The 22,255-nt window shown below is 60.3% G+C and carries 22 protein-coding genes; 15 read left to right on the forward strand and 7 right to left on the reverse strand.

All coding sequences use genetic code 11. The features are described 5' to 3' along the window. Positions 1-20 precede the first annotated feature (20 nt). The 3 genes from J3D60_RS25445 to J3D60_RS25455 all read right to left on the reverse strand — a co-directional run bounded on the left by J3D60_RS25445 (position 21) and on the right by J3D60_RS25455 (position 3,387). The gene (locus tag J3D60_RS25445) at positions 21-917 is read right to left on the reverse strand and encodes an acyltransferase (protein WP_253493248.1); all 897 of its coding nucleotides are present in this window, start codon (positions 915-917) and stop codon (positions 21-23) included. Then, positions 918-3,017, reverse strand: a complete 2,100-nt coding sequence (pta, locus tag J3D60_RS25450; protein WP_027606860.1) for a phosphate acetyltransferase — start codon at positions 3,015-3,017, stop codon at positions 918-920. Positions 3,018-3,096: 79 nt separating this feature from the next. Next, positions 3,097-3,387 carry a DUF3565 domain-containing protein gene (locus tag J3D60_RS25455; protein WP_367399680.1) on the reverse strand — a complete coding sequence of 97 codons (291 nt, stop codon included), beginning with the start codon at positions 3,385-3,387 and terminating at the stop codon, positions 3,097-3,099. Here J3D60_RS25455 and J3D60_RS25460 point away from each other — a divergent pair. Beyond that, the gene (locus J3D60_RS25460; protein WP_003188398.1) at positions 3,386-3,871 is read left to right on the forward strand and encodes a peptidylprolyl isomerase; all 486 of its coding nucleotides are present in this window, start codon (positions 3,386-3,388) and stop codon (positions 3,869-3,871) included. The genes J3D60_RS25455 and J3D60_RS25460 overlap by 2 nt on opposite strands. Positions 3,872-4,072: 201 nt before the next feature. Here the strand turns inward: J3D60_RS25460 and rpsT are convergent, their stop codons facing one another. After that, positions 4,073-4,351 carry a 30S ribosomal protein S20 gene (gene rpsT / locus J3D60_RS25465; protein ID WP_003188401.1) on the reverse strand — a complete coding sequence of 93 codons (279 nt, stop codon included), beginning with the start codon at positions 4,349-4,351 and terminating at the stop codon, positions 4,073-4,075. 253 nt (positions 4,352-4,604) lie between these two features. Here rpsT and murJ point away from each other — a divergent pair, with 253 nt between their 5' ends. The 6 genes from murJ to ispH all read left to right on the forward strand — a co-directional run bounded on the left by murJ (position 4,605) and on the right by ispH (position 12,056). Continuing rightward, positions 4,605-6,143, forward strand: a complete 1,539-nt coding sequence (gene murJ / locus J3D60_RS25470; protein WP_253493250.1) for a murein biosynthesis integral membrane protein MurJ — start codon at positions 4,605-4,607, stop codon at positions 6,141-6,143. 119 nt (positions 6,144-6,262) lie between these two features. After that, entirely contained in the window at positions 6,263-7,201 is a 939-nt protein-coding gene (gene ribF, locus J3D60_RS25475; protein ID WP_065924072.1) for a bifunctional riboflavin kinase/FAD synthetase, read from the forward strand. A gap of 14 nt (positions 7,202-7,215) precedes the next feature. After that, positions 7,216-10,047, forward strand: a complete 2,832-nt coding sequence (gene ileS / locus J3D60_RS25480) for an isoleucine--tRNA ligase (RefSeq protein WP_253493251.1) — start codon at positions 7,216-7,218, stop codon at positions 10,045-10,047. Then, positions 10,040-10,552, forward strand: coding sequence for a signal peptidase II (lspA, locus tag J3D60_RS25485; RefSeq protein ID WP_065938470.1), 513 nt, complete (start codon positions 10,040-10,042; stop codon positions 10,550-10,552). The genes ileS and lspA overlap by 8 nt, the downstream gene beginning before the upstream one ends. Then, positions 10,545-10,997, forward strand: coding sequence for an FKBP-type peptidyl-prolyl cis-trans isomerase (fkpB, locus tag J3D60_RS25490; RefSeq protein ID WP_065938471.1), 453 nt, complete (start codon positions 10,545-10,547; stop codon positions 10,995-10,997). The genes lspA and fkpB overlap by 8 nt, the downstream gene beginning before the upstream one ends. 111 nt (positions 10,998-11,108) lie before the next feature. After that, a complete protein-coding gene (ispH, locus tag J3D60_RS25495; protein WP_065938472.1) occupies positions 11,109-12,056 on the forward strand; it encodes a 4-hydroxy-3-methylbut-2-enyl diphosphate reductase in 948 nt (315 codons plus the stop codon). On the opposite strand, the gene J3D60_RS25500 is transcribed toward ispH, so the two are convergent. Further along, positions 12,010-12,591: a GspH/FimT family pseudopilin gene (locus J3D60_RS25500; RefSeq protein WP_253493252.1), complete on the reverse strand. Its 582-nt coding sequence runs from the start codon at positions 12,589-12,591 to the stop codon at positions 12,010-12,012. The two genes, ispH and J3D60_RS25500, sit on opposite strands and share 47 nt — an antisense overlap. Before the next feature lie 203 nt (positions 12,592-12,794). Here J3D60_RS25500 and pilV point away from each other — a divergent pair, with 203 nt between their 5' ends. From pilV to thiO, 5 genes are all read left to right on the forward strand, one after another. Next, positions 12,795-13,280, forward strand: coding sequence for a type IV pilus modification protein PilV (gene pilV / locus J3D60_RS25505; RefSeq protein WP_301294593.1), 486 nt, complete (start codon positions 12,795-12,797; stop codon positions 13,278-13,280). After that, the gene (locus tag J3D60_RS25510; RefSeq protein ID WP_253493258.1) at positions 13,277-13,978 is read left to right on the forward strand and encodes a prepilin-type N-terminal cleavage/methylation domain-containing protein; all 702 of its coding nucleotides are present in this window, start codon (positions 13,277-13,279) and stop codon (positions 13,976-13,978) included. Before pilV ends, J3D60_RS25510 begins: the two co-directional genes overlap by 4 nt. 7 nt (positions 13,979-13,985) lie before the next feature. Next, a complete protein-coding gene (locus J3D60_RS25515) occupies positions 13,986-14,516 on the forward strand; it encodes a PilX N-terminal domain-containing pilus assembly protein (RefSeq protein ID WP_065938954.1) in 531 nt (176 codons plus the stop codon). Positions 14,517-14,527: 11 nt separating this feature from the next. Then, positions 14,528-14,929, forward strand: a complete 402-nt coding sequence (locus J3D60_RS25520) for a type IV pilin protein (protein ID WP_253493261.1) — start codon at positions 14,528-14,530, stop codon at positions 14,927-14,929. Positions 14,930-14,991: 62 nt separating this feature from the next. Beyond that, complete coding sequence (gene thiO / locus J3D60_RS25525) at positions 14,992-16,101, forward strand: glycine oxidase ThiO (protein WP_065938955.1); 1,110 nt, start codon at positions 14,992-14,994, stop codon at positions 16,099-16,101. On the opposite strand, the gene J3D60_RS25530 is transcribed toward thiO, so the two are convergent. Together J3D60_RS25530 and J3D60_RS25535 are read right to left on the reverse strand one after the other, a co-directional pair. After that, positions 16,088-16,321 carry a PP0621 family protein gene (locus J3D60_RS25530; RefSeq protein WP_027606845.1) on the reverse strand — a complete coding sequence of 78 codons (234 nt, stop codon included), beginning with the start codon at positions 16,319-16,321 and terminating at the stop codon, positions 16,088-16,090. The two genes, thiO and J3D60_RS25530, sit on opposite strands and share 14 nt — an antisense overlap. 126 nt (positions 16,322-16,447) lie before the next feature. Then, a complete protein-coding gene (locus J3D60_RS25535; protein ID WP_065938477.1) occupies positions 16,448-17,473 on the reverse strand; it encodes an outer membrane protein assembly factor BamD in 1,026 nt (341 codons plus the stop codon). A 149-nt stretch (positions 17,474-17,622) separates the two neighbouring features. Here J3D60_RS25535 and rluD point away from each other — a divergent pair, with 149 nt between their 5' ends. The 3 genes from rluD (at position 17,623) to clpB (ending at position 22,018) form a co-directional block, all read left to right on the forward strand. Further along, a complete protein-coding gene (gene rluD / locus J3D60_RS25540; RefSeq protein ID WP_032886184.1) occupies positions 17,623-18,585 on the forward strand; it encodes a 23S rRNA pseudouridine(1911/1915/1917) synthase RluD in 963 nt (320 codons plus the stop codon). After that, on the forward strand, positions 18,582-19,307 hold the full coding sequence (pgeF, locus tag J3D60_RS25545; protein WP_253493264.1) for a peptidoglycan editing factor PgeF: 726 nt from the start codon (positions 18,582-18,584) through the stop codon (positions 19,305-19,307). The genes rluD and pgeF overlap by 4 nt, the downstream gene beginning before the upstream one ends. 146 nt (positions 19,308-19,453) lie before the next feature. Next, the gene (gene clpB / locus J3D60_RS25550; RefSeq protein WP_027606841.1) at positions 19,454-22,018 is read left to right on the forward strand and encodes an ATP-dependent chaperone ClpB; all 2,565 of its coding nucleotides are present in this window, start codon (positions 19,454-19,456) and stop codon (positions 22,016-22,018) included. Positions 22,019-22,255 lie beyond the last annotated feature (237 nt).

Below are 22,255 nucleotides of genomic sequence, written 5' to 3' on the forward strand. Positions count from 1 at the left end.
CCCCTCCCACATTTTGTTCATCATTTGTCTGGAAAGTCTTTGTGAAGTCGGTCCAGCAACGCATCCTTGGTTTCCCACAGCTGGTTGATCCACCCCTGGAACGCCAACCGATACTCCCCATCCTGCTCATAATTCCTGCCGATAAACTCGGCCGGAATCTGCACCTCTTCAAACTGCACCACAACGTCCTTCACATTCCCGCACAGCAGGTCCCAATACCCAGGACGTCCGCCAGGGTAGTGAATGGTCACGTTGACCAGTGATTTGAGTTGTTCCCCCATGGCATCCAGCACAAACGCGATACCACCCGCCTTGGGCTTGAGCAGGTAGCGAAACGGCGACTTCTGCTGCGCATGCTTGCCCGGTGTAAAACGCGTGCCTTCGGCAAAGTTGAAAATACCCACCGGGTTGTCGCGAAACTTCGCACAGGTCTTGCGAGTGGTTTCCAGGTCCTTGCCTTTCTTCTCCGGGTGTTTTTCCAGGTAGGCCTTGGTGTAGCGCTTCATGAAGGGAAAACCCAGTGCCCACCACGCCAGGCCAATCACCGGCACCCAGATCAACTCCTGCTTGAGGAAGAATTTCAGCGGGCGAATCCGACGATTGAGCACGTATTGCAGGACCATGATGTCGACCCAGCTCTGATGGTTGCTGGTCACCAGGTACGAGTGCTGGTAGTCCAGGCCTTCAAGACCTTTAAGGTGCCAACGGGTATGGCGCACCAGATTCATCCAGCCCTTGTTGTTGGTGACCCAGGCTTCATGGGTGTGGTTCATCAGCCATTCGCTGAAGCGCTTGGTGAAGGGCAGCGCCTTGAACAGCGCCACGATGAACAGGAATGAGCACAGCAGGATCGTGTTAAGCGCCAGCAACAAGGACGCGATCACCCCGCGTACGGCGGCAGGTAGAAAATCCAGCATTTAGATATCCATAGGTCGGTTGGCGGCTTGAATCGCAGTCAGCGCGATGGTGTACACGATGTCGTCGACCTGGGCACCCCGTGGCAGGTCGTTGACCGGTTTGCGCAGGCCTTGGAGCATCGGCCCCAGGCTGACGCAATCGGCACTGCGTTGCACGGCCTTGTGGGTGGTGTTGCCGGTGTTCAGGTCCGGAAACACGAACACGGTGGCTTTGCCGGCGACCAGGCTGTCGGGGGCCAGTTGGCGGGCGACGGTTTCGTTGGCGGCGGCGTCGTATTGCAGCGGGCCGTCGATCAGCAGTGAGCTTTGCTGTTCATGGGCGAGCAGGGTGGCTTCGCGGACTTTCTCCACTTCCTCACCGCTGGCCGAGTCGCCGCTGGAGTAGCTGATCATCGCCACACGCGGAGTGATGCCGAAGGCAGCCGCCGAGTCGGCGCTTTGCAAGGCGATTTCCGCCAGCTCGGCGGCACTGGGGTGCGGGTTCATCACACAGTCGCCGTAGACCAGCACCTGCTCGGGGAACAGCATGAAGAACACCGACGACACCAGGGTGCAGCCCGGTGCGGTCTTGATCAGCTGCAGAGCCGGGCGAATGGTGTTGGCGGTGGAGTGGATAACCCCTGAAACCAGGCCGTCCACTTCATCCAGCGCGAGCATCATGGTGGCGATCACCACGGTGTCTTCCAGTTGCTGCTCGGCCATCGGCGCATTCAGGCTCTTGCTCTTGCGCAGGGCAACCATGGGCTCCACGTAGCGCTGGCGAATCAGGTCCGGGTCGAGAATCTCCAGGCCTTCGGGCAATTCGATGCCCTGGGCGCGCGCGACGGCTTCCACGTCAGCCGGCTTGGCCAGCAGCACGCAGCGCGCGATGCCCCGGGCCTGGCAGATGGCGGCGGCTTGCACGGTCAGCGGCTCGCTGCCCTCGGGCAGCACAATGCGTTTGTTGGCCGCCTGGGCGCGCTGGATCAACTGGTAGCGGAACACCGCCGGCGACAGGCGCATCTCCCGTGGCGTGCCGCAGCGCTGGTGCAGCCAGCGCGCATCGAGGTGGCTGGCGACGAAATCGGTGATGATCTCCGCGCGCTCGCGGTCATCGATGGGGATTTCCTTGTTGAGATTGTTGAGCAGGTTGGCGGTCTCGTAGGAACCGGTACTCACCGACAGCACCGGCAACCCGGCCTGGAACGCGCCGCGGCAGAGCTCCATGATGCGCGGGTCGGGCAGGGTGTCGCTGGTCAGCAGCAGGCCGGCCAGGGGCACGCCGTTGATCGCGGCCAGGCTGACGGCGAGGATGATGTCGTCACGGTCTCCGGGGGTCACCACCAGCACGCCGGGCTTGAGCAGCTCCACGGTGTTACGCATGGTGCGGGCGCAGATGATGATCTTGGTCATGCGCCGGGTTTCGTAGTCGCCGGCGTTGAGGATTTGCGCGCCCATCAGGTCGGCCACGTCGCGGGTGCGCGGCGCGTTGAGTTCCGGCTGGTAAGGAATGCAGCCGAGCAGGCGGAAATCACCGCTGCGCAGCAAGGGCGAATGCTCCTTGAGGCGCGCCGAGAAGGCTTCCATGCTTTCGTCGGTGCGCACCTTGTTCAGGATTACGCCGAGCACTTTCGGGTCTTTCGGGCCGCCGAACAACTGGGCCTGCAGTTCCACGCGGCCGGAGAGTTCGGTGAGCACTTCGTTTTCCGGGGCCGAGACCAGGATCACTTCCGCATCCAGGCTTTTGGCCAGGTGCAGGTTGACCCGGGCCGCATAGCTGGCGCTGCGGGTCGGTACCATGCCTTCGACGATCAGCACGTCCTTGCCCACGGCGGCTTGCTGGTAAAGGGTGATGATTTCTTCGAGCAGCTCGTCGAGCTGGCCGTCGCCCAGCATGCGTTCCACGTGAGCCAGGCCTAGCGGCTGTGGCGGCTTGAGGCCATGGGTGCGAGCCACCAGCTCGGTGGAGCGCTCAGGGCCGGTATCGCCGGGATGTGGTTGGGCAATCGGCTTGAAAAAACCGACTTTCAGGCCGGCTCGCTCAAGGGTACGCACCAGCCCAAGGCTGATGGAGGTCAGACCCACACCAAAATCGGTGGGCGCGATAAAAAAAGTCTGCATGCGAATTCTCTGGAGGTGCATGGCTTCGGTGGCGCCCTATGGTTGAGTGCCTACCGGGAATCAGGCGCCAAGGTTATCGTTATTCGGGCGCTTGCGCACACCAGCCGCAGGCAAAGGGCTGGCCTATTTTTTCCAGGCGCTGCGCGGCGTCGAGTACCCAGGCGCGAGACTGCCATGGCGGCTGGTGGCGCAGGTGCTGGGTGTGGCCGCAGGACAGCCCGGCAACCCAGTGACCCTCCTCGTCCTGATGGAAACCGATGACCAGGGATGCCGTTGATCGGTCCCGTCCGTCCGGGTTCTGTTCGCTTTCGGGCAAATCCTTGTTTAGACTTGTCCGTTCTTCATTCTTATGCAAAAGGTCTCGCCCCATGACGATCGCCGCTAACAAGGCTGTCTCCATCGACTATACCCTGACCAACGACGCTGGTGAGGTCATCGACAGCTCAGCCGGCGGCGCGCCGCTGGTCTACCTGCAAGGCGCAGGTAACATCATCCCAGGCCTGGAAAAGGCCCTGGAAGGCAAGAACGTCGGTGATGAGCTGACCGTTGCCGTAGAGCCTGAAGATGCCTACGGCGAATACTCCGCCGAACTGGTCAGCACCCTGAGCCGCAGCATGTTCGAAGGTGTTGATGAGTTGGAAGTGGGCATGCAGTTCCACGCCTCCGCGCCGGACGGTCAAATGCAGATCGTCACTATCCGTGACCTGGACGGCGACGACGTCACCGTCGACGGCAACCACCCCCTGGCTGGCCAGCGCCTGAACTTCCAAGTGAAGATCGTTGCCATCCGCGACGCTTCCCAGGAAGAAGTGGCTCACGGTCACGTCCACGGTGAAGGCGGCCATCACCATTGATTGATGTTTTGATCAAGTGGTAGCAAAAACGCCCCGACTGGTTCGGGGCGTTTTTTGTGCGCTTGAAAATCTCTACCGGATACCCCGGCCACATTTTGATCGTGGTGTATTTTCAGTCACAAACAAAAATGCCCCAGACCTTTCGGTATGGGGCATTTCTTAACTGTTTCGCAACCGGGGTTGCGTTGCAGTTGCTACCACTTAGGCTGCAGCAGGAACGCTCAGAGCCTTGATGTGGCCATTCAGGCGGCTCTTATGACGAGCGGCCTTGTTCTTGTGGATGATGCCTTTATCGGCCATACGGTCGATAACTGGCACAGCCAGAACGTAAGCTGCTTGAGCTTTTTCAGCGTCTTTGGTGTCGATGGCTTTAACTACATTCTTGATGTAGGTACGAACCATGGAACGCAGGCTGGCGTTGTGGCTGCGACGCTTCTCAGCCTGTTTTGCACGTTTTTTGGCGGAAGGTGTGTTGGCCACCGTCGAGCTCCTCGAAAGACTTTTTAGGAAATAGCAAACAAAATAGGCCGCGAATCATGCCGATGACTTGATGTGTTGTCAAGGCCGGCTGATGCGAACTGCTGAGTGGTCGATCTGAAGAGGCGGGTGATTTATTTCCGGCGCTTGACCTGTAAACTCGCGAGCTTTGGCGCTGTGCTGTTGCAGGCGCGCAGTATCGCATAAGTAGGCGCTTAGTTCGCCTGCTCTTTATCTATAGGCGCAAACTCTTTCAATGAATCTGCTCAAATCGTTGGCCGCCGTCAGCTCTATCACGATGATCTCCCGGGTTCTGGGGTTTGTGCGTGACACCCTGCTGGCGCGTATCTTCGGCGCCAGCATGGCCACGGATGCGTTCTTTATTGCGTTCAAACTGCCCAACCTGCTGCGGCGGATCTTTGCCGAGGGCGCGTTTTCCCAGGCGTTCGTGCCGATTCTGGCCGAGTACAAGACCCAGCAGGGGGAGGAGGCGACCCGTACCTTCATTGCCTACGTCTCGGGCCTGCTCACCCTGGTGTTGATGCTGGTGACCCTCGTCGGCATGCTCGCCGCGCCCTGGGTGATCTGGGCCACGGCGCCGGGTTTTGCCAATACGCCGGAAAAATTCGCGCTGACCACTGATCTATTGCGGGTGACCTTTCCTTATATATTGCTGATCTCGCTGTCATCCCTGGCCGGTGCGATCCTCAACACCTGGAACCGTTTCTCGGTGCCGGCGTTCGTGCCGACGCTGCTTAACGTCAGCATGATTATCTTTGCCCTGTTCCTGACACCTTACTTCGATCCACCGGTCATGGCCCTTGGCTGGGCCGTGCTGGCCGGTGGCCTGGCGCAGTTGCTCTACCAACTGCCGCACCTGAAAAAGATCGGCATGCTCGTATTGCCGCGCCTGAACTTCAAGGACACCGGCGTCTGGCGCGTCATGCGCAATATGTTGCCGGCGATCCTGGGGGTGTCGGTGAGCCAGATTTCCCTGATCATCAACACCGCGTTCGCCTCGCTGCTGGTATCCGGCTCGGTGTCATGGATGTATTACGCCGACCGTCTCATGGAGTTGCCTTCCGGTGTGCTGGGCGTGGCCCTGGGCACCATTTTGCTGCCGACGCTGGCACGCACCTATGCCAGCAAGGATCGCCAGGAATACTCGCGCATCCTTGATTGGGGGCTGCGCCTGTGCTTCGTGCTGGTGCTGCCGTGCGCACTGGCGTTGGGGATCCTGGCCGAGCCGCTGACAGTGTCGCTGTTCCAATACGGGCAATTCGATGCCCATGACGCGTTGATGACCCAGCATGCGCTGGTGGCCTATTCCGTCGGCCTGCTCGGCATTATCGTGATCAAGGTGCTGGCGCCTGGCTTCTATGCCCAGCAAAACATCCGCACGCCGGTAAAGATCGCGATCTTCACCCTGATCGTCACGCAACTGCTCAACCTGGTGTTTATTGGTCCGCTGGCCCACGCCGGCCTGGCCCTGGCCATCAGTGCCGGTGCGTGCATCAATGCCGGCCTGCTGTTTTATCAGCTGCGCAAACAACAGATGTTCCAGCCTCAGCCTGGCTGGGGCATGTTCGCCCTCAAGTTGCTGGTGGCGGTTGCGATGATGTCGGCGGTATTGCTCGGCCTGATGCACTTCATGCCGGCCTGGGATGAGGGGCATATGCTGGAGCGCTTTATGCGCCTGGGCGTGCTGGTCGTGGCCGGCGTGGTGGTGTACTTCGGGATGTTGCTGCTGCAAGGCTTCCGCCTGCGGGATTTCAATCGCAAGTCGTTGAGCTAGAGAGTTTGCCGCGATAAAACGGTTGTTTTATCGATTCGATCCATTTGCCCTGCGCTGTTGCCTGTCGTCCGGGGCCGGGTGTGGTTATAATCGACCACTTTATGAGCAAGAAGCGCGTTATGCAGCTGGTTCGAGGTCTCCACAACCTGCGCCCTGAGCATCGGGGCTGCGTCGCCACTATTGGCAACTTTGACGGTGTTCACCGTGGCCACCAGGCTATCCTGGCCCGGCTGCGCGAGCGTGCGGTCGAGTTGGGCGTACCCAGCTGCGTGGTGATTTTCGAGCCGCAGCCGCGGGAATATTTCACCCCGGAAACGGCACCGGCACGTCTGGCCCGTCTGCGGGACAAGCTGCAACTGCTGGCCGAAGAAGGCGTGGACCGCGTCCTCTGCCTGGCTTTCAACCAGCGTTTGCAAAGTCTCAGCGCTGCCGAGTTCGTCGACCGCATACTGGTAGACGGTCTGGGCGTACAGCATTTGGAGGTCGGCGACGACTTCCGTTTTGGCTGCGATCGGGTCGGGGATTTCGAGTTCCTGCAACACGCCGGTATCACCCAGGGCTTTACCGTCGAAGCCGCGCAAACCGTCGAACTGGACGGCCTGCGCGTGAGCAGCACCCAGGTGCGTAACGCCCTGGCCGCTGCCGACTTCGCCTTGGCCGAGCGTTTGCTCGGTCGCCCGTTCCGCATTGCCGGGCGGGTACTGCACGGCCAGAAGCTGGCGCGCCAACTGGGCACGCCAACTGCCAACGTGCAACTCAAGCGCCGCCGTGTGCCGCTGACCGGGGTTTACCTGGTCAGCGTCGACATCGACGGTCAATCGTGGCCGGGAGTCGCCAACATAGGTGTCAGGCCCACGGTTGCAGGTGATGGCAAGGCCCACCTGGAAGTTCATCTGTTGGATTTTGCCGGTGATCTGTATGACCGGCGTTTGACGGTGGTTTTCCACCAGAAGCTGCGTGAAGAGCAGCGTTTCGCCTCGCTTGAGGCGTTGAAAACGGCGATCAATGCGGATGTCGCCGCCGCCCGTGCACTAGCCGCACCTAGCGCCCATCGCTAACCGAAGAGCCTTAAATGACCGACTATAAAGCCACGCTAAACCTTCCGGACACCGCCTTCCCAATGAAGGCCGGCCTGCCACAGCGCGAACCGCAGATCCTGCAGCGCTGGGACAGTATTGGCCTGTACGGAAAGTTGCGCGAAATTGGCAAGGATCGTCCGAAATTCGTCCTGCACGACGGCCCTCCTTATGCCAACGGCACGATTCACATCGGTCATGCGCTGAACAAGATTCTCAAGGACATGATCCTGCGCTCGAAAACGCTGGCGGGTTTCGACGCGCCTTATGTCCCGGGTTGGGACTGCCACGGCCTGCCGATCGAACACAAGGTCGAAGTGACCTACGGCAAGAACCTGGGCGCGGATAAAACCCGTGAACTGTGCCGTGCCTACGCTGCCGAGCAGATCGAAGGGCAGAAGTCCGAGTTCATCCGCCTGGGTGTGCTGGGTGAGTGGGACAACCCGTACAAAACCATGAACTTCAAGAACGAGGCCGGTGAAATCCGTGCCTTGGCCGAAATCGTCAAGGGCGGTTTCGTGTTCAAGGGCCTCAAGCCCGTGAACTGGTGCTTCGATTGCGGCTCGGCCCTGGCTGAAGCGGAAGTCGAATACGAAGACAAGAAGTCCTCGACCATCGACGTGGCCTTCCCGATCGCCGACGATGCCAAGCTGGCCGAGGCGTTCGGCCTGGCAAGCCTGAGCAAGCCCGCGGCCATCGTGATCTGGACCACCACCCCGTGGACCATTCCCGCCAACCAGGCGCTGAACGTGCACCCGGAGTTCACCTACGCCCTGGTGGACGTCGGTGATCGCCTGCTGGTGCTCGCCGAGGAAATGGTCGAGGCGTGCCTGGCTCGCTACGAGCTGCAAGGTTCGGTAATTGCCACCACCACCGGTTCCGCGCTGGAGCTGATCAACTTCCGTCACCCGTTCTATGACCGTCTGTCGCCGGTGTACCTGGCTGACTACGTAGAGTTGGGTTCGGGTACGGGCATTGTTCACTGCTCGCCTGCCTATGGCGTGGACGACTTCGTGATCTGCAAGAAGTACGGCATGGTCAACGACGAGATCATCAACCCCGTGCAAAGCAACGGCGTTTATGTGCCGTCGCTGGAGTTCTTCGGCGGCCAGTTCATCTTCAAGGCCGACCAGCCGATCATCGACAAGTTGCGTGAAGTCGGTGCGCTGATGCAAACCGACACCATCAAGCACAGCTACATGCACTGCTGGCGCCACAAGACCCCGCTGATCTACCGCGCCACGGCGCAATGGTTCATTGGCATGGACAAGGAGCCAGCCAGCGGCGATACCCTGCGTGTACGCTCGCTCAAAGCCATCGAAGACACCCAGTTCGTCCCGGCCTGGGGCCAGGCGCGCCTGCACTCGATGATCGCCAACCGTCCGGACTGGTGCATCTCCCGCCAGCGTAACTGGGGCGTGCCGATCCCGTTCTTCCTCAACAAGGAAAGCGGCGAGCTGCACCCACGCACCGTCGAACTGATGGAAGTGGTGGCCCAGCGTGTCGAACAGGAAGGCATCGAAGCCTGGTTCAAGCTGGACGCCGCCGAGTTGCTGGGTGACGAAGCGCCGCTGTACGACAAGATCAGCGACACCCTCGACGTATGGTTCGACTCGGGTACCACCCACTGGCACGTGCTGCGCGGCTCGCACCCGATGGGTCACGAAACCGGCCCGCGTGCCGACCTGTACCTGGAGGGCTCCGACCAACACCGGGGCTGGTTCCACTCGTCGCTGCTGACCGGTTGCGCCATCGACAACCACGCGCCATACCGCGAGCTGCTGACCCACGGGTTCACCGTCGACGAGACGGGCCGCAAGATGTCCAAGTCGCTGAAGAACGTGATCGAGCCGAAAAAGATCAACGACACCTTGGGCGCAGACATCATGCGCCTGTGGGTGGCGTCGACCGATTACTCCGGCGAGATCGCCGTGTCGGACCAGATCCTGGCCCGCAGCGCCGATGCCTACCGCCGTATCCGTAATACCGCGCGCTTCCTGCTGTCGAACCTGACCGGTTTCAACCCGGCCACCGACATCCTGCCGGCCGAGGACATGCTCGCCCTGGACCGTTGGGCCGTGGACCGTACCCTGTTGCTGCAGCGCGAGTTGCAGGAGCACTACGGCGAATACCGCTTCTGGAACGTGTACTCCAAGATCCACAACTTCTGTGTGCAGGAGCTGGGTGGTTTCTACCTCGACATCATCAAGGACCGCCAGTACACCACCGGTGCCAACAGCAAGGCCCGCCGTTCGGCGCAGACCGCGCTGTACCACATCTCCGAAGCGCTGGTGCGCTGGATCGCCCCGATCCTGGCCTTCACCGCCGACGAACTGTGGGAATACCTGCCGGGCGAGCGTAACGAGTCCGTCATGCTCAATACCTGGTACGAAGGCTTGACCGAACTGCCGGCCGACTTTGAACTGGGCCGCGAGTACTGGGAAGGTGTAATGGCCGTCAAGGTTGCGGTGAACAAGGAGCTGGAGGTTCAGCGTGCGGCCAAGGCCGTCGGTGGCAACCTCCAGGCCGAAGTCACCCTGTTTGCCGAGGAAGGCCTGACTGCCGACCTGACCAAACTGAGCAACGAGCTGCGCTTCGTGTTGATCACTTCCACTGCGAGCCTGGCACCGTTTGCCCAGGCACCGGCGGATGCCGTGGCCACCGAAGTGCCGGGCCTCAAGCTCAAAGTGGTCAAGTCGGCCTTCCCTAAGTGCGCCCGTTGCTGGCACTGCCGTGAAGACGTCGGGGTGAACCCTGAACATCCGGAAATCTGCGGTCGTTGCGTCGACAACATTTCCGGTGAAGGCGAGGTTCGCCACTATGCCTGATGCAGCCAGTCGTTTCGGACGTCTGGGCTGGCTCGTACTGAGCGTGCTGGTCCTGGTCATCGACCAGGTCAGCAAGGCTCACTTCGAAGGCTCCCTGGAAATGTTCCAGCAAATCGTGGTGATCCCGGATTACTTCAGCTGGACCCTGGCCTACAACACCGGCGCGGCTTTCAGCTTCCTGGCTGACGGTGGTGGCTGGCAGCGCTGGCTGTTCGCTCTGATCGCCGTAGTGGTCAGTGCGGTGCTCGTGGTCTGGCTCAAGCGCCTGGGGCGCGATGACACCTGGCTGGCCATCGCCTTGGCCCTGGTGTTGGGCGGCGCCCTGGGCAACCTGTACGACCGTATAGCCCTGGGCCATGTGATCGACTTCATCCTGGTGCATTGGCAGAACCGCCATTACTTCCCCGCGTTCAATTTTGCCGACAGCGCCATCACCGTTGGTGCAATCATGCTGGCGCTGGACATGTTCAAAAGTAAGAAAACCGGAGAGACCGTCAATGACTGATCAGGTATTGGCTGGGCAACGCATCGGCCAGAACACGGAAGTCACCTTGCATTTCGCACTGCGCCTGGAGAATGGCGACACGGTCGACAGCACGTTCGACAAAGCCCCGGCGACCTTCAAGGTCGGCGACGGCAACCTGTTGCCAGGTTTTGAAGCGGCACTGTTCGGTTTCAAGGCCGGCGACAAGCGCACCCTGCAGATCCTGCCGGAAAACGCCTTTGGCCAGCCCAACCCGCAAAATGTGCAGATCATCCCGCGTTCGCAGTTCCAGGACATGGACCTGTCGGAAGGCTTGCTGGTGATTTTCAATGATGCGGCGAATACCGAGCTGCCCGGTGTGGTCAAAACCTTCGATGATGCGCAGGTAACTATCGACTTCAACCACCCGTTGGCCGGTAAAACCTTGACGTTCGACGTTGAAATCATCGACGTTAAAGCTCTTTGATCAACGCCCCGATCTAAAATGTGGGAGGGGGCAAGCCCGCTCCCGCCTTTGGTCGCCATTGTCAGTTCAGTAGCATCAACTCTGGCCCAAGCGCCAGACACGAGGCACAGCATGCAAATCAAACTCGCCAACCCCCGTGGCTTCTGCGCCGGCGTGGACCGGGCGATCGAAATCGTCAACCGCGCCCTGGAGGTCTTCGGGCCGCCGATCTATGTGCGCCATGAGGTCGTCCATAACAAGTTCGTGGTCGAAGACCTGCGCGCACGTGGCGCCATCTTTGTCGAAGAACTGGAGCAGGTGCCGGACGACGTCATCGTTATTTTCAGCGCCCACGGTGTTTCCCAGGCCGTGCGTTCCGAAGCGGCCGGTCGTGGCCTGAAAGTATTCGACGCCACCTGTCCGCTGGTCACCAAGGTACATATCGAAGTCGCGCGCTACAGCCGTGATGGTCGCGAATGCATCCTGATTGGCCATGCCGGCCACCCGGAAGTCGAAGGCACCATGGGCCAATACGACGGCAGCAATGGTGGCGCCATCTACCTTGTGGAAGACGAAAAAGACGTCGCCAGCTTGCAGGTTCACAACCCAGAGCGTTTGGCATTCGTAACCCAGACCACCTTGTCCATGGACGACACCAGCCGCGTGATCGACGCGCTGCGCAGCCGTTTCCCCGCCATTGGTGGGCCACGCAAGGACGACATCTGCTACGCCACCCAAAACCGCCAGGATGCAGTCAAACAGTTAGCCGATGAATGCGATGTAGTGCTGGTGGTCGGCAGCCCTAACAGCTCCAACTCCAACCGCCTGCGCGAATTGGCCGAACGCATGGCGACACCGGCGTATCTGATCGACGGCGCTGAAGATATGCAGCGCAGCTGGTTCGATGGTGTCGAGCGTATTGGTATCACGGCGGGCGCTTCGGCCCCGGAAGTCCTGGTGCGTGGCGTCATCCAGCAGTTGCATGCGTGGGGTGCTACGGGCGCCGATGAGTTGGCCGGTCGTGAAGAGAACATCACTTTCTCCATGCCCAAGGAGCTACGGGTTCGCTCGCTGCTCTGAATGCCAGGGTGCCGGAGTAACTTCGGCACAACGCCTGTTCGGCTCTATCGCTGCGCAGGCTGATGCGCCCACTGGGCGCCAGCACCACTTGGTACAGGCTCTGCACCGAGTCCGTGGCGCATATATGTACAGTGCCCGCACGAAAACCTCCCCCAACAAATACCGGTTCGCCCAACCCGCTGAAGCGTACCTGGCTTTTGACCGGTCCATTCCCGACGATCGGTACCCGACCGCTGCCCTGGCGCTCCAGTAACACCGGGTTGTCGTCGTCCAGATGGCCACGCCCGCTAACATCCAGCACGACCCGCCAACCCTGGCTCCAGTCATCGTCCAGTGCGTGGATGACCACCGCCCGGTTACGCGTGATGGCTTCAGTGCGCGCGAAGCGAAATCCGTTCGTCAGTGATTGCGCCGCGCTTTGTCGCTGCTGTGATTCCAGCAGGCCGATGAAATTGGGCGTAGCCAGATGCGCCAGGATGCCGCTCACGATCAATCCGAGAAGCAGTTCTATCAGGGTGAAACCTCGTTGTTTCATAGGTCGTCCCTCCGTGGACGGGTGTACATATCGGGTTGAAACATAGGTATAGCGTCCGGTTCGACGTGTCGAATGATGGCCTTCATGTCCAAAGTATTTCCCTTTGTTCCGTGACCTGCACCGTCGAAAAACTGACGCTAGTCTTGGTTCGCACAGCAGGGTTTTCCTGCTTTTTTCGGCCTTCGACATGGATGACGACGGTAATGCCCGCTTGCCTGAAAACCCGTTTTCCCCTGATTTTTCCTCGGTACCAAATCGGCATGACATTGATCGAAGTGCTGGTTGCAGTGCTGATTCTCGCCGTCGGGCTGTTAGGCGCTGTGATGCTCCAGCTCAACGCGCTCAAGTACACCGACAGTTCGAGGATGACCAGCCAGGCCAGTTTCATCGCCTACGATATGCTCGACCGAATCCGTGCCAATTCCGGTGCCGACTATTCGTTGCGCCGTGGCACTCGAGCGCCGGCCAGTACCGCGACCACCAACGTACGTGATGTGGATCTGCATGACTTTGAAGCCAATATTCGCGGTTTTGCCGGGGAGAGCGGCAAAGGCTCTGTGGTGGTCAGTGCAGATGAAGTGACTGTCAGTATCAGTTGGGATGACAGCCGGGGTGCAAACACCCCCGGCGCGAGGGAAACCTTCACCCTGACCAGTCGCCTCGACAATGAGCCGGGGGTGATGCAATGAGGCATCGGGGTAGAGGTTTCAGCCTGGTGGAATTGTTGCTGGCCCTGGCCGTCGGTTTGGTGCTGGTGCTTGGCGGGAGTCAGGTGCTGATCAATTCACGAGCGACCGACGCCAGCCAGCAGGCGGCCATGTTGCTGCAGGATGATGCGCGGTTTGTGCTGGGCAAGATGATCCAGGACATTCGCCAGGCGGGCATGTTTGGCTGTTTGGCCACGGCCTTTATCGAGAACGCCCCGCCAGCCTTTGATAGGCCTGTCAGCTGGAATGCCGGGGGCAGTTCAAAGTCGCTGACGCTGGTTACCGCCGATGTCGGCGACGGCCGGCCTGATTGGACGGTGCTCTCCGACTGCACGGCTACCGCTCAAGCCTATTCAGGCAGCTCACCTGCGCCTGCTCCCGGGCAGATTCGTTTTACGATTCGGCAACTGACCTACACCTTCGAGGCGGGCCAGTTGAAAGTCAGCACGCTTGCCGCGCCGGCCAAGGCTGTGTTGGTGGATAACGTAAAGGCTTTCGATATCAGTTTCGGCGTGGCTGCCAGCCCGGCGTCAATTCGGGTTGTGCGTTATGACGCTATCCCGACCGATGAGTCCTTGATCCGCAGTGTGCGCATCCGCATGACGTTGCAAGACCCGACGGGGCGGGTAAAAGATCAAACCTACAGCGTCGTGGCGGCGCTGCGAAACCGTGTGGGGTAGGGCGACCATGGTGCTTGCTGAGGGTGTTTCTTTGCGGCAGGGGGGAATGGTCCTGCTGATAAGCCTGGTGTTTTTGTTGCTGTTGTCGTTGATCGGCCTGTCTTCGATACAGGGGGCGGTCACCCAGCAAAAGATCACCGGGAGCCTGTGGCACCGCAACCAGTCGCTGCAAACCGCAGAAAGTGGTTTGAGGCTGGGAGAGCAAGGTGTGAGGCGAAAGGGCGCGGCCTTGCCGCAGTGTCAGTCGATCGCTGCCTGTGGGCCACCGGATGAAGCGTTTTCGGTGGTGGGTGCCGGGCCCCATCCAGTGTCATCGGTTAACTGGGTTGCCATCAAGGGTGGGCTCTACGGTATTCAATCCCTGGGGCCGGGTGTAGGGCTGCCGCATGTGCCGCCGCAAACCCTGGCGACGTTGTACCGGATAACAGCGGTCGGGCTCAGTGGCCAATCGCGCACGGTATTGGAGAGCGTGTATGCGCGGGTGGAGGAGGAGAGTGGCTCGCGATTTCGGCGGGTTTCGTGGCGGCAACTTCAATAAGGAGCAATGAAATGGGCATGGACAGCCAGGGGTTTACCCTGATCGAGCTATTGATCGCCGTAGCGATCATCGCGTTTATGGCCGGAATCGCTTACCCCGGGTACACCGGCCATGTGAAAAAGGTCTATCGCGCGGAAATCGTCGCGCTGTTGACCGAGCAGGCTCAGCACCTGGAGCGGTTTCATATGAGGAACGGCACTTTTATTGACGCAAGCGGCGTCAGTACGGGCAATGATCGCTATAGAATCACCGCAGCGTTGAACCCTCAGGATTTCTACCTGGTTGCTACACCGGGCGCCGATTCTGTGATGGCCGGCGACCCTTGCGGTGACTTCAGCCTGGAAAGCAGCGGTGCGCGTGGCAATCCGGGGGCGGCACCTGAAATGTCGCGCCAGACATGCTGGGGGCAGTGATGAGGGTGCTGGATGATTGGGCGCCGGGCGCGTTTATTCCTATTTATCGGCTGGATCAAATGATGGCTAAGCAACAGCAAGTGGTGATTGTCGGTGGCGGAGTCATCGGCTTGTTGACGGCGTTCAATCTGGCGACCCAGGGGCAGGCTGTGATCCTGCTGGAGCGTGCCGGTGTGGGGCAGGAGTCGTCATGGGCGGGCGGAGGCATTGTTTCGCCACTGTATCCGTGGCGCTATAGCCCAGCAGTCACGGCGCTGGCCCATTGGTCCCAGGATTTTTATCCGCAACTGGCTGAGCGGCTGTTTGCCGCTACCGGTGTCGACCCGGAGGTCCATACCACGGGGTTGTACTGGCTGGACCTGGACGATGAAACCGAGGCGCTGGACTGGGCTGCTCGTGAAGGGCGGCCTTTGAGCAAGGTCGATGTGTCTGCCGCCCATGATGCGGTTCCTGTCTTGGGTGGAGGGTATTCCCAGGCGATCTATATGGCCAACGTGGCCAACGTGCGCAACCCGCGCCTGGTCAAATCTTTGAAGGCCGCGCTATTGGCCTTGCCTGCCGTGACTGTTCACGAACAGTGCGAAGTGACCGGCTTTGTTCTGGATGGCGGCAACGTAGTGGGCGTGGATACGGCACAGGGGCCGATTCTGGGGGACCAGGTGGTGCTCGCAGCGGGGGCGTGGAGCGGCGAGTTGCTCGGCACATTGGGCTTGGCGTTGCCGGTGGAACCGGTCAAGGGGCAGATGATTTTGTACAAGTGCCCCTCGGACTTCCTGTCGAGCATGGTCCTGGCCAAAGGGCGTTATGCGATCCCTCGGCGCGACGGGCACATCCTCATCGGCAGCACTCTGGAGCATGAGGGGTTCGACAAGACGCCCACCGACACCGCGCTGGAAAGCCTCAAGGCCTCGGCTGTGGAACTGATTCCCGCCCTGGCCGACGCCGAAGTGGTGGGGCATTGGGCCGGCTTGCGGCCCGGCTCGCCGGAGGGCATCCCCTTTATCGGTCGGGTACCCGGCTTCAACGGGCTGTGGCTCAACTGTGGGCATTACCGCAACGGGTTGGTCCTGGCGCCGGCATCGTGCCAGTTATTTGTCGATTTGCTGTTGGAGCGTGCGCCGATCATCGATCCGGCACCCTATGCCCCCGAAGGTCGGATCAACGCTGGATAGACTTCGGTCCTTGCTCCAGATGCGCCTGGGTGCAATACCACTCCTGGCGCGAACTCAGGGCGCGATCCTGTGGCAAGTGCACGCCGCAGTGTGCGCAGCGCACCATCAACGCAGCGCCGGGCTCGCTGGTGCGTTGCTGCCTGGCGGTCGGGCTTTTGAATTTGCGCCAGAACCATACCGCGGCAGCAATAACGGCAATCCAGAACAGAAGACGAAGCATGATGGGCGGTTTCTCGATAAGGAATGCGCCAGTTTAGCCAAGGACGTGGCAGGCGCACAGCGCAATAATCCTTGCCCATAAAAAAGGAGCCCCGAAAGGCTCCTTTTTTGCGTTGCGTCGACAGACTCAGTCGAACACACCGAAGGTCATGTAGCTGAACCACGAACGATCCTGGTTGTTGCCCAGGGCCTGCGGCTCTTCTTCTTCGATCACGTCGCCGTTCTCGTCGTGCGGCTTGAGGTCCGAAGGAATGGCTTCCTTGGCGTCCTGGAACTGCTTGATCACGTCCTGGTTGGCGCGAGTTTCGCCCGGCGGCAACGGCGGACGCGACTCGATCAGGCCCAGGGTGTACTTGCTCAGCCACGAGCGGTTGTCCGCTTCGGCCACCTGAGGCACGAACTGGCCGTCTTTCAGGCTCGGGTGATCAGGGTAGTTGAGCTTCAGGGTCTCCAGGCTGGTGCTGGCCAGCTCGTCCAGGTGCAGGCGCTGGTAAGCCTCGGTCATCACCGCCAGGCCGTCACCCACGGATGGGGTTTCCTGGAAGTTTTCCACGACATAGCGACCACGATTGGCTGCGGCTACATACGCCTGACGGGTCAGGTAGTAGTGGGCCACGTGGATTTCGTAGGAAGCCAGTAGGTTGCGCAGGTAGATCATGCGCTGCTTGGCGTCCGGCGCGTAGCGGCTGTTTGGGTAGCGGCTGGTCAGCTGGGCGAACTCGTTGTAGGAGTCACGGGCGGCGCCCGGGTCACGCTTGGTCATGTCCAGCGGCAGGAAGCGCGCCAGCAGGCCGACATCCTGGTCGAACGAGGTCAGGCCCTTCAAGTAGTAGGCGTAGTCCACGTTCGGGTGTTGCGGGTGCAGGCGGATGAAGCGCTCGGCGGCGGACTTGGCAGCCTCCGGCTCGGCGTTCTTGTAGTTGGCGTAGATCAGCTCAAGCTGGGCCTGGTCGGCGTAGCGCCCGAACGGATAGCGCGACTCCAGGGCCTTCAGCTTCGCTGTGGCGCTGGTGTAGCTATTATTGTCCAAGTCTTTCTGTGCCAGTTGGTACAGCTCGACTTCGCTCAGGTTTTCGTCGACGACTTCCTTTGTTGACGAGCAAGCAGCAGTCATGGCGAGGATGGCGATCAGCAGCAGGTGTTTCACTTGCATGGCGGCTTGCGTCCCTATGACGGCCGCTGTCTTGGGCGGGGCCGTCCTGTTATGATGAGCGCCCCGTTGAAAGCCTCGGGGCAAAAGACGCCGTATTTAACCACAAGCGCGCAGCCGAAACCAAAGGCTGTGCCACGCCTAGTCTGAGCATGTCCGATAAAATTGAACTTCGCGCAGAGGTGCCGTCCGAATTGGGCGGCCAACGCCTCGATCAAGTCGCCGCACAATTATTCGCTGAGCACTCGCGCTCGCGCCTTTCCGCCTGGATCAAAGACGGCCGCCTGACTGTGGATGGAGCGGTTATCCGCCCGCGAGACATAGTCCATGGCGGTGCGATTCTTGAGCTGACTGCCGAGCAGGAAGCCCAGGGAGAATGGGTTGCCCAGGACATCGAGCTGGATATCGTCTATGAAGACGACGACATCCTGGTCATCAACAAACCCGCAGGCCTGGTGGTTCACCCGGCGGCCGGGCACGCTGATGGCACCTTGCTCAATGCCTTGCTGCACCACATCCCCGACATTATCAACGTGCCGCGTTGCGGCATCGTGCACCGTCTGGACAAGGACACCACCGGCTTGATGGTGGTGGCCAAGACCATTCAGGCGCAAACGCAACTGGTCACGCAATTGCAGAGCCGCAGTGTCAGCCGTATCTACGAGTGCATCGTGATCGGCGTGGTTGTGGCGGGCGGCAAGATCAATGCCCCGATCGGTCGCCACGGCCAGCAGCGCCAGCGTATGGCGGTGATGGAAGGCGGCAAGCAGGCGGTGAGCCACTACCGCGTGCTCGAGCGTTTCCGTTCCCACACCCATGTGCGGGTCAAGCTGGAAACCGGTCGTACCCACCAGATTCGCGTGCATATGGCCCACATCAACTTCCCGTTGGTGGGCGATCCGGCCTACGGTGGCCGCTTCCGCATTCCGCCTGCGGCGAGCCAGACCATGGTCGAATCGCTCAAGACGTTCCCGCGCCAGGCGTTGCATGCACGTTTCCTGGAGCTGGACCATCCGACGAGCGGTAAGCGCATGAGCTGGGAATCACCACTTCCAGACGATTTTGTCTGGTTGCTGTCGCTGCTCAAGCAGGATCGCGAGGCGTTTGTCGGATGAATGACTGGCTGATTCCTGACTGGCCCGCGCCTGTCGGGGTGAAAGCCTGTGTGACTACCCGCACGGGCGGCGTCAGCCAGGCGCCGTTCGACAGCCTTAACCTGGGCGATCACGTTGAGGACAGCCTTGAGGCCGTCCTTGAGAATCGTCGTCGCCTTACCGAAGCCTTCGATATTCAGCCGGCCTGGCTGCGCCAGGTCCATGGCGTGGATGTGGTCGAGGCCGACCCTGGCCGCACCGCCGAGGCCGACGGTAGCTGGAGCAGCACCCCCGGCATCGCCTGCACCGCGATGACCGCCGATTGCCTGCCTGTGTTGTTCTGCAACCGTGCCGGCACTCGTGTGGCTGCGGCCCATGCCGGTTGGCGTGGGCTGGCGGCGGGCGTGCTGGAGGCAGTCTTCGAAAGCCTCGACGCAGAGCCTTCGGACGTCCTGGTATGGCTGGGCCCGGCGATTGGCCCGCAAGCCTTTGAGGTTGGCCCTGAAGTGCGTGAAGCCTTCATGCAGCACCTGCCGACAACTGCCGAAGCCTTTGTACCAAGCCTCAATCCAGGCAAATTCATGGCCGACATCTATCAGTTGGCCCGCCTGCGCCTTGCTGCGCGGGGTGTCACCGCTGTTTATGGTGGTGGCTTCTGCACCGTGACCGACCCACGCTTCTTTTCGTACCGGCGCAGCCCCCGCACCGGACGTTTTGCCTCCCTTGTCTGGCTTGAGCGCTAGACTCTGCTGATCTGGGTCAACGCTGATCCATATCAACCGCCGCTCGCTTGAATCTTCCAGAATCCACCCCATCTATAAGGGTATCTGGCAGGTTTCTTCATTCAGGATGTTTTATAGCTCCGGCCTGCTCAAAAGGAAGGTGACTAATGCGTATTGATCGTTTAACCAGCAAATTGCAGTTGGCCTTATCGGACTCCCAATCCTTGGCGGTGGGGCTCGACCACCCGGCCATTGAGCCTGCGCACTTGATGCAGGCACTCCTGGAGCAGCAAGGTGGTTCTATCAAGCCCTTGCTGATGCAGGTGGGCTTTGATGTCAACAGCCTGCGCAAGGAGTTGAGCAAAGAGCTCGACCAACTGCCGAAAATCCAAAACCCTACCGGCGACGTGAATATGTCGCAGGATCTGGCGCGCCTGCTTAACCAGGCCGACCGCCTGGCCCAGCAGAAGGGTGACCAGTTCATCTCCAGCGAACTGGTGCTGCTCGCCGCCATGGACGAGAACAGCAAGCTTGGCAAGTTGTTACTCGGCCAGGGTGTCAGCAAGAAAGCCCTGGAAAACGCCATCAACAACCTGCGTGGCGGTGATGCGGTTAACGACCCTAACCACGAGGAGTCGCGCCAGGCCCTGGACAAGTACACCGTCGACCTGACCAAGCGTGCCGAAGAGGGCAAGCTTGACCCGGTGATCGGCCGTGACGATGAAATTCGTCGCACCATCCAGGTTCTGCAGCGCCGCACCAAGAACAACCCGGTGTTGATCGGTGAACCTGGCGTGGGTAAAACCGCGATTGCCGAAGGCCTGGCCCAGCGCATCATCAATGGTGAAGTACCGGACGGCCTTAAAGGCAAGCGCCTGCTGTCCCTGGATATGGGGTCGTTGATCGCCGGTGCAAAGTTCCGCGGTGAATTCGAAGAGCGCCTGAAATCCCTGCTTAATGAACTGTCGAAGCAGGAAGGGCAGATCATTCTGTTTATCGACGAACTGCACACCATGGTCGGCGCCGGTAAAGGCGAGGGCTCCATGGATGCTGGCAACATGCTCAAGCCCGCCTTGGCGCGGGGTGAGTTGCATTGTGTCGGTGCTACCACGCTTAACGAATATCGCCAGTACATTGAGAAAGATGCGGCCCTTGAACGGCGTTTCCAGAAAGTCCTGGTGGAAGAGCCGAGTGAAGAGGACACCATCGCGATCCTGCGGGGCCTGAAAGAGCGCTACGAGGTCCACCATAAAGTGGCGATCACCGACGGTGCGATCATTGCGGCGGCCAAGTTGAGCCATCGCTACATTACCGACCGTCAATTGCCGGACAAGGCCATCGACTTGATCGACGAAGCGGCCAGCCGCATTCGCATGGAGATCGACTCCAAGCCGGAAGTGCTCGACCGCCTTGATCGTCGCCTGATTCAACTGAAAGTCGAATCCCAGGCCCTCAAGAAAGAAGAGGACGACGCGGCCAAGAAACGCCTGGAAAAACTCCAGGAGGAAATCGTCCGCCTGGAGCGCGAGTATTCGGACCTCGAAGAAATCTGGACCTCGGAAAAAGCCGAAGTACAGGGCTCTGCGCAGATCCAGCAAAAGATCGAGCAGTCGCGCCAGGAGTTGGAAGCCGCACGTCGTAAAGGCGACCTGAACCGCATGGCCGAGTTGCAGTACGGGGTGATCCCGGACCTGGAACGCAGCCTGCAAATGGTCGACCAGCACGGTAAGGCTGAAAATCAGCTGTTGCGCAGCAAGGTGACCGAGGAAGAAATCGCCGAAGTCGTTTCCAAGTGGACCGGCATCCCGGTGTCGAAAATGCTTGAAGGCGAGCGTGACAAGCTGCTGAAGATGGAGCACCTGTTGCACCAGCGCGTGATCGGCCAGGAAGAGGCGGTCGTGGCGGTGTCCAACGCGGTACGGCGTTCCCGCGCCGGCTTGTCCGACCCGAACCGTCCGAGCGGCTCGTTCATGTTCCTCGGCCCGACCGGCGTGGGTAAGACCGAGCTGTGCAAGGCCCTGGCCGAGTTCCTCTTTGATACTGAAGAGGCCATGGTACGGATCGACATGTCCGAGTTCATGGAGAAACATTCGGTGGCTCGCCTGATCGGGGCTCCACCAGGCTATGTGGGCTACGAGGAGGGCGGTTACCTGACCGAGGCCGTGCGGCGTAAGCCTTACTCGGTGATCCTGCTGGATGAGGTCGAGAAGGCTCACCCGGACGTGTTCAACATCTTGCTGCAAGTGCTGGAAGATGGACGACTCACGGACAGCCACGGGCGCACTGTGGACTTCCGCAACACGGTGATCGTCATGACCTCCAACCTGGGCTCGGCGCAGATCCAGGAACTGGTAGGTGATCGTGAGGCCCAGCGCGCTGCTGTAATGGATGCGTTGACCACGCACTTCCGTCCGGAATTCATCAACCGGGTCGACGAAGTGGTGATCTTCGAGCCATTGGCGCGGGATCAGATCGCGGGCATCACCGAGATCCAGCTGGGGCGTCTGCGCGGTCGCCTGGCGGAACGCGAGTTGTCGCTGGAGCTGAGCCGCGAGGCGTTGGACAAGCTGATCGCGGTCGGTTACGACCCGGTGTATGGCGCACGGCCTTTGAAACGTGCGATCCAGCGCTGGATCGAGAACCCGCTGGCGCAGTTGATCCTGTCGGGCAGCTTTATGCCGGGCACCAGCGTCGAGGCGACTGTGGAGAACGACGAAATCGTCTTCCACTGAGCCCGGATTGCACTGCAATAAGAGAAGGCCCTGCATCCCAGGGCCTTTTTTTTCGATAGGGCGTTGAACTGTAAGGCAAAGGCTTGTAAAGTGCGCCCCGCAGCAACGTCAGCCCACGGGTTTCTTCTCCCCAAGAAGAAATCAGAAAGAAGCGCAAATCATTGTCTTAAAAGCAATTTAAAGGGTTGACAGGGGTTTTTAAGATTGTAGAATAGCGCGCCTCAGAGACGCTAACGT

Origin of the sequence: Pseudomonas sp. S3E17 (assembly GCF_024168685.1) — a bacterium.
Classification (GTDB): domain Bacteria; phylum Pseudomonadota; class Gammaproteobacteria; order Pseudomonadales; family Pseudomonadaceae; genus Aquipseudomonas; species Aquipseudomonas marginalis.